Annotated in this window: 8 protein-coding genes and 1 rRNA gene; all 9 read right to left on the reverse strand. The window is 70.9% G+C overall.

Annotated features, from left to right (window positions below):
- Positions 1-27 precede the first annotated feature (27 nt).
- Positions 28-1,050, reverse strand: a complete 1,023-nt coding sequence (locus ACFVDM_RS35980) for a lysophospholipid acyltransferase family protein (protein ID WP_383650786.1) — start codon at positions 1,048-1,050, stop codon at positions 28-30.
- A 14-nt stretch (positions 1,051-1,064) separates the two neighbouring features.
- Positions 1,065-2,165: an NAD-dependent epimerase/dehydratase family protein gene (locus tag ACFVDM_RS35985; RefSeq protein ID WP_383650802.1), complete on the reverse strand. Its 1,101-nt coding sequence runs from the start codon at positions 2,163-2,165 to the stop codon at positions 1,065-1,067.
- Between the two features lie 150 nt (positions 2,166-2,315).
- Positions 2,316-2,414, reverse strand: coding sequence for a 30S ribosomal protein bS22 (locus tag ACFVDM_RS35990; RefSeq protein ID WP_003948845.1), 99 nt, complete (start codon positions 2,412-2,414; stop codon positions 2,316-2,318).
- A gap of 111 nt (positions 2,415-2,525) precedes the next feature.
- The gene (locus ACFVDM_RS35995; RefSeq protein ID WP_018525026.1) at positions 2,526-2,738 is read right to left on the reverse strand and encodes a helix-turn-helix domain-containing protein; all 213 of its coding nucleotides are present in this window, start codon (positions 2,736-2,738) and stop codon (positions 2,526-2,528) included.
- Between the two features lie 128 nt (positions 2,739-2,866).
- Positions 2,867-3,682, reverse strand: coding sequence for a phosphatase (locus tag ACFVDM_RS36000; protein WP_383650788.1), 816 nt, complete (start codon positions 3,680-3,682; stop codon positions 2,867-2,869).
- A gap of 109 nt (positions 3,683-3,791) precedes the next feature.
- Complete coding sequence (locus ACFVDM_RS36005; protein ID WP_383650790.1) at positions 3,792-4,964, reverse strand: acetoin utilization protein AcuC; 1,173 nt, start codon at positions 4,962-4,964, stop codon at positions 3,792-3,794.
- Entirely contained in the window at positions 4,933-6,144 is a 1,212-nt protein-coding gene (locus ACFVDM_RS36010) for an MFS transporter (protein WP_383650792.1), read from the reverse strand. Before ACFVDM_RS36010 ends, ACFVDM_RS36005 begins: the two co-directional genes overlap by 32 nt.
- Before the next feature lie 42 nt (positions 6,145-6,186).
- Positions 6,187-6,831, reverse strand: coding sequence for an HAD family hydrolase (locus ACFVDM_RS36015; RefSeq protein WP_383650794.1), 645 nt, complete (start codon positions 6,829-6,831; stop codon positions 6,187-6,189).
- 72 nt (positions 6,832-6,903) lie between these two features.
- Positions 6,904-6,998: ribosomal RNA gene (gene rrf, locus ACFVDM_RS36020) — 5S ribosomal RNA — on the reverse strand; the annotation flags it as partial.

Consider the following 6,998-nt stretch of genomic DNA (forward strand, 5'->3'; position numbering starts at 1 on the left):
CGGTGTTCTCCCCGCGAAGAACCTTCGCTAGAAGAACACCGACCGCCGCTGCACCAGCAGCTTGTACAGCGTGTGCTGGATCTGCTCCCGCACCTGGTCCGTCAGGTTGAACATCAGCATCGGGTCCTCCGCCGCCTCCAGCGGATAGCCGTCCGTGGCGATCGGCTCGCCGAACTGGATCGTCCACTTCGTCGGCAGCGGCACCGCCCCCAGCGGCCCCAGCCACGGGAACGTCGGCGTGATCGGGAAGTACGGAAAGCCCAGCAGCCGGGCCAGCGTCTTCGCGTTGCCGATCATCGGGTAGATCTCCTCGGCACCCACGATCGAGCAGGGCACGATCGGCACCCCGGCGCGCAGCGCCGTCGACACGAAACCGCCGCGCCCGAAGCGCTGAAGCTTGTACCGCTCCCCGAACGGCTTCCCGATGCCCTTGAAACCCTCCGGCATCACCCCGACGACCTCGCCCTGCCGCAGCAGCCGCTCCGCGTCCTCCGCGCACGCCAGCGTGTGACCCGCCTTGCGGGCCAGCTCGTTGACCACCGGCAGCATGAACACCAGATCCGCGGCGAGCAGCCGCAGATGGCGCCCCGCCGGATGGTTGTCGTGCACCGCGACCTGGAGCATCAGCCCGTCCAGCGGCAGCGTCCCTGAGTGGTTGGACACCAGCAGCGCCCCGCCCCGGGCCGGGATGTTCTCGATGCCCTTCACCTCGACCCGGAAGTACTTCTCGTACACCGGCCGCAGCATCGACATCAGGACCTGGTCGGTCAGCTCCTCGTCGTAACCGAACTCGTCGACCTCGTACTCACCGGTGACCCGCCGCCGCAGGAACGCCAGCCCGCTCGCGATCCGCCGGTCCCAGCCGCCCTCGGCCCCCGGGGCAGCAGCGGCCCTCCCGGGCTCCGGGGACGGCCTCGCCCCCGGCTGCTGCCCCGGCAGGGCGCTCACGGAGCCCGTGCCGCCCCCCTGGGCCCTCCTGCGCCCGGCCCGCGGCACGCCTCCCGCCCGCGAACGGTCGTCGTCGAACGGAATGACCTTGGCATCCGCCATCGTCGTGCGCTCCTCTACCTCGCGCCGGGGATCGGATCCGTGCCGCCGTCCGGTCCGGCGATCCGCGCGGCCCCGCCGGCACTCCGGGACCCCTCGGCCAACACGGCCAGCCGGTCCACGACCCGGCCGGCCTTCTCGGGCGGCAGCAGCCCCGGACCCCGGCCCTCGACGAAGGCGGCGAAGGTCTCCGCCGTGGTGAACCGCGGCCGGAACCCCAGCGTCTCGCGCATCTGCACCGTGGAGACCACCCTGCCATGCGTCAGCAGGCGGATCTGCTCCGCCGAGAAGTCCGTCATGCCGACCGTACGCAGCGCCTGGCCGACCCAGGTGACCGCGGGCAGCAGCACCGGCAGCGTGGGCCGCCCCAGCCGCCGCGCGCACTGCGACAGCAGCAGCACCCCGTCCCCCGCGATGTTGAACGTCCCGCTGTTCAGCGTCCCGCGCCGCGCCTCGCCGGCCGCGATCCCCAGGACGTCGATCACATCGTCCTCGTGGACGAACTGGAGCCGGGGGTCGTAGCCGAACACCGTCGGCAGCACCGGCAGCGACAGATAGTCGGCCAGCGGCGAATCGGGATCGGGCCCCAGGATGTTCGCGAACCGCAGCACGCACACGGCCACGTCCGGCCGGCGGCGCGCGAACCCCCGCACATACCCCTCGACCTCGACCGCGTCCTTCGCGAACCCGCCGCCCGGCAGCGATTTGGGCGGGGTCGTCTCGTGGAAGACCGCGGGATCGCGGGGCGCCGAACCGTAGACACTCGTCGTGGACTTCACCACCATCCGCCGCACCGACGGCGATTTCTGGCAGGCGCCGAGCAACTGCATCGTGCCGATGACGTTGGTCTCCTTGACGGCGGTACGCCCCTGGGCCCCGATCGCCGTGCCGCTGACGTCCAGATGGACGACCGTGTCCACACCGTGCTCGGCCAGCACCCGGCCGATCGCCGGGCGGCGGATGTCCGCGCGGACGAAGACGGCGTCGCCCAGCCGGTGGCCCGGCTCGACCGCGTCCACCGCGATCACCCGGTCGACCCCCGGATCCCGCTGGACGCGCCGCACGAAACGGCCCCCCAGCTGCCGGGCCGCTCCCGTGACGAGCACGACCTTCCCCACGATCAGCGCCTTCCGTCGGCCTCCCGTGCGGGAGGTGGGGTCCAGGTCCCCCAGGACGTCACCGTAGCGGGTGGACACCCCCCGTACACAGCACCGCAGCCCTCCCGCCGGATCGGCGGAAGGGCTGCGGTGGACACGAACTGCGTTCGCTTACTTCTTGTTGCGACGCTGAACGCGCGTGCGCTTGAGCAGCTTGCGGTGCTTCTTCTTGGCCATCCGCTTGCGCCGCTTCTTGATAACAGAGCCCACGACTACCCTCGCTCACTTCTTCTTCACTGGTGCGGGGCGTCTGGGCCCACACGACCTACGTCGGCCTAGCCTACCCGCCACCGCGTGAGGGACGTAATCCGAGGGGAAACGTCAGGCGGACGCCACCCCCACGAAGGACTCGCGGAGATACTCGTGAACCGCTTGCTCCGGCACCCGGAAGGACCTGCCCACCCGGATCGCCGGCAGATGACCGCTGTGCACCAAGCGGTACACGGTCATCTTCGACACTCGCATGACCGAGGCGACTTCCGCCACGGTCAGAAACTTGACCTCGTTCAGAGGCCTCTCGCTGTCAGCAGCCATGACCCACCTGTACCTTCCGCACCGGACGCGCACCGGCTTCCCCTCCGGTGACTCTTCGTCGTTGTGCGCTCACTCCCCAGATTAGGGGCGGGTGATGCGAGTGGGGAAGAGGAGAGGCGATCGGCCGCCTACTGTGACAGACACGCCCGATTGAGTACATAGCGCGTCAGCGGCAGGTAGTACGCCGAGCGCACGGCGTCGTCGAGCGGCACCGCCACCGCCACCCGCCCCTCGGCCTCCCCGACGAACAGCGCGGGATCGTCCGTATCGGCCAGCCCGATCGCCTCGATACCGAGCTGACCTGCTCCGCAGACCCATCCGTGGTCCCCCACCACCAGCTCCGGCAGCGGCCCTCCGGCATCCGCCGCAGCGGCCAGAGCCACCCTGAGAGGCAGGGGTGAATGGGTGTGTGCGCCGGTGCCACCGCCGGGCACCCGCGCGCCGGGTTCGCGCACCAGCGCGACTCCCCGTACGTAGTCGAGGTTGTACGTGCGTACGCCGAACCGGGTCGTTATGTCGATACATCGCCCCTGCGCGGGGGTGAGGACGGCGCACCCCGCCGCCGACAACGCGTCTGCCAGCGCTGCGTAGAAACCGAGCAGACGGTGCGGGTGCCCGGTCCCGAACAGCACCGGCGAACGCCGGGCCGCGGCCCGTCCCAGCCGCGCGGCGAACGCCTCCAGACCGGCCACGGTCCGCTCCGGATCGATCACATCGGGCCCGGAGACGTACGACGGATCGTCCGACACCCCGCACCGCTCGGCCATCAGCCGTAACAGCTCCCGCTCGCCCCACTCACCGCCGGGCCTCAGCCCGAGCGTGACCCTGGGGTCCCCGGCCGCGAACAGCCGATAGCTCCGCAGACTCGTCTCCCGCGAAGTGGCCACGGGCCCGGCCAGCCGGGCCGCCAGCAGATGCGCACGCAGCGCTCCGGTGCTCAACACCCTGCCGATGCTGCCCCACCCGCACCGGGCCGGGATCAAAACCCGTATTGCGCCCCACAGTTGGCGTAATCACGCCCCCGCGCGCCCCCCGCTCCGGGGGACCGGGGCGTCAGGTCAGCAGCCCCCGCAGCGGATACGCCGCCCGCCGGGCCGCCAGCACCGCCTGGTCCAGCCGGTCCGCCGGGTCGTACCCCTCCTCCCAGGGCTTCCACACCGGCACCCGCCCGTCCGTCATCCGGGCCGGCCCGAGCTGCCGCGTCCGCGCGTACACCTCGTCCCGCCACGACGACGGAATCACCGTCTCCGGCTCCACCGGGGCATGCGCGGCGATCCCCACCAGATGCGTCCAGGACCGCGGCACCACATCGACCACCGCGTATCCGCCGCCGCCCAGCGCCACCCAGCGCCCGTTCTCCGCGTAGGCGTGCGCGAAGTCGTGGCAGGCCTCCATCACGGCCCGCTGCGCGTCGAGCGTGACCGCCAGATGCGCCAGCGGGTCCTCGAAGTGCGTATCCGCCCCGTGCTGGGTCACCAGGACCTGCGGCCGGAAGTCCGCCAGCAGTTCCGGCACCACCGCGTGGAAGGCCCGCAGCCAGCCGCCGTCCCCCGTACCGGCCGGCAGCGCCACATTGACCGCACCGCCCTCTCCCGCCCCGGCACCGGTCTCCTCCGGCCAGCCGGTGTGCGGGAACAGCGTCCGCGGATGCTCGTGCAGCGAGATCGTCAGAACCCGCGGGTCCTCCCAGAACGCCGCCTGGACCCCGTCCCCGTGGTGCACGTCGACGTCCACGTACGCGACCCGCTCCGCGCCCAGCTCCAGCAGCCGGGCGATGGCGAGCGCCGGGTCGTTGTAGATGCAGAACCCGGCCGCGCCGCCGGGCATCGCGTGGTGGAGGCCGCCGGTGAAGTTCACGGCGTGCGCGGTCCCGCCCCGCCAGACGGCCTCGGCTGCGGCCACGGACTGCCCGGCGATCAGCGCCGACACCTCGTGCATCCCGGCGAACGCCGGATCGTCCACGGTGCCGAGCCCGTAGCCCTGGTCGGCCGCACGCGGATCGGCGGACGCGGCCCGCACCGCCTCCAGATAGTCGGAGCGGTGCACGAGCCGCAGCGTGGACTCCCCGGCGGGCTTCCCCGCCACCACGTCCACCGCCCGGTCCAGACCGAACGACCGCACCAGGCTCATCGTCAGGCCGAGCCTCACCGGGTCCATCGGGTGGTCGTCCCCGAAGTCGTATCCCGTTACTGCGTCATCCCACATCAACTGTGCGCGGCCGCTCATGCCCGCCACCGTATCGGGCGGGCTCCGCGCCGAACGACTTGGCGTACAGGAGCGTCGCGAGGACCAGCACCATGGGCACGAGCATCGCCCCCCGGTAGCTCCACGCGTCCCCGAGCGCGCCGACGAGCGGGGAGCCGACCAGGAAGCCGACGTAGTTGAAGATGTTCAGCCGCGCGATCGCCACATCGCTCGCCCCGGGGAACATCCGCCCGGCGGCGGCGAAGGTCTGCGGCACGATCACACAGAGCCCGAGCCCCAGCATGGTGAACCCGAGCATCCCCACCCAGGCCCCGCCGGCCACGGCCACCACCGCGAACCCGGCCGCCGCCAGCACGGTCCCGGCCCGCACCACGGCCACCGCCCCGAACCGCCGCACCCCGAAGTCCCCCACGGCCCGCCCGAGCAGCGTCGTCACCATGTAGACGTTGTACGGAACGGTCGACATCTGCTCCGAACTGCCGAGCACGTCCTGGAGGTACTTGGCACTCCAGTTGGAGACCGTCGAGTCCCCGATGTACGCGAAGCACATCACCAGATAGAGCGGCATCAGCAGCTTGAAGGAGACGGACACGCCCCCGGCCGTCTCCGGCGTCTCCCCGGCCCCGCCGGGCTTGCCCTCGTTTCCGTCCGCGTACCACCGGCTCCCGACGAACGCGGCGGGCAGCAGCAGGACGACCACCGGGAAGTACGACACCAGCAGCGACAGATCCCAGTGCGCCCCGGCCCACGCCAGGGAGGCCCCGACGATCCCGCCGAGGCTGTACGCGGCATGGAAGCCCAGCATGATGGAGCGGCCGTACGCCCGCTGGAGACTGACGCCCATCATGTTCATCGAGGCGTCCAGGGCACCGACCGACAGCCCGAACACCCCGAGCGCCAGCGCGGCCTCCCACACCCGGCTCCCGGCCCCGACGCCGAGCAGGGCGAGCAGGACGACGGGCTGCGCCCACCGCAGGACGATCCGGGGCTCCACCCGTGCGACCACCTTCTCGGTGACCACACTGCCCACCCCGGCCAGGATCGGGACGGCCGCCAGGAAGACGGGCAGCAGCCCGTCGGATATCCCGTACCGGTCCTGGATGGCGGGTATCCGCGTCACGAGGAGAGCGAAGGTGACGCCCTGCACGAAGAAGCTCACCGCGAGGGAGGCTCTGCCGTGCCGCATACGTGCATCTGTCATGGGCGCGAGCGTAGGGCCAGTTTCTACCCGTGGGTAGACGCGTCAGGCGAGCAATTCCCGAAGCTGTCCCATGTCGGAGAAATGCCCGTTCACCCCGGCCAGCCGGTCCGCCGGCATCATCGACGTGAACCCGTACACGTCCATGCCCGCGGCCTTGGCGGCCTCCACCCCGAGCGGGCTGTCCTCGATGACGACACAGCGCTCGGGGCTCACCCCCATCCGCTCGGCCGCGTACAGGAACAGGTCGGGAGCGGGCTTCCCCCGGCCGACGTCCTCCGAGCTGAAGATCCACTCCTCCTCGAACCACTGGTCGAGCCCCGTCTTGCGGTGCCCGACGCGAATCCGCTCATGGCTTCCGGAGGAGGCGACGCAGTACGGGATCCCGTCGGCGACGAGCTTCCCCAGCAGTTCGTCGACGCCGGGGACGGGCTCCAGCTCCTCCCGGAAGGCCGCGAAGACCCGGGCGTGGAACGCCTCGTCGAAGTCCGCCGGCAGCTTCTCACCACCGCGCTCCGCCACGAGGTCGTGCACCCGGTGCATGGCCGCCCCCATGTAGTCGCGGAGGGACTGCTGGTACGTGGTCGGGTGCCCCAGCTCCGTGAGGTAGGCGGCGAGGATGGTGTTGGAGATCGGCTCGCTGTCCACGAGCACACCGTCGTTGTCGAAGATGACCAAGTCGTAGCGCATGGCACGACCATAAGCGCTCAAAACGCAAATGAGCCCCGTGCCACAAGGGCACGGGGCTCATTTACACAAGGAGTTCGGCGGCGTCCTACTCTCCCACAGGGTCCCCCCTGCAGTACCATCGGCGCTGAAAGGCTTAGCTTCCGGGTTCGGAATGTAACCGGGCGTTT

Origin of the sequence: Streptomyces sp. NPDC057682 (genome assembly GCF_042799575.1) — a bacterium.
GTDB lineage: Bacteria > Actinomycetota > Actinomycetes > Streptomycetales > Streptomycetaceae > Streptomyces.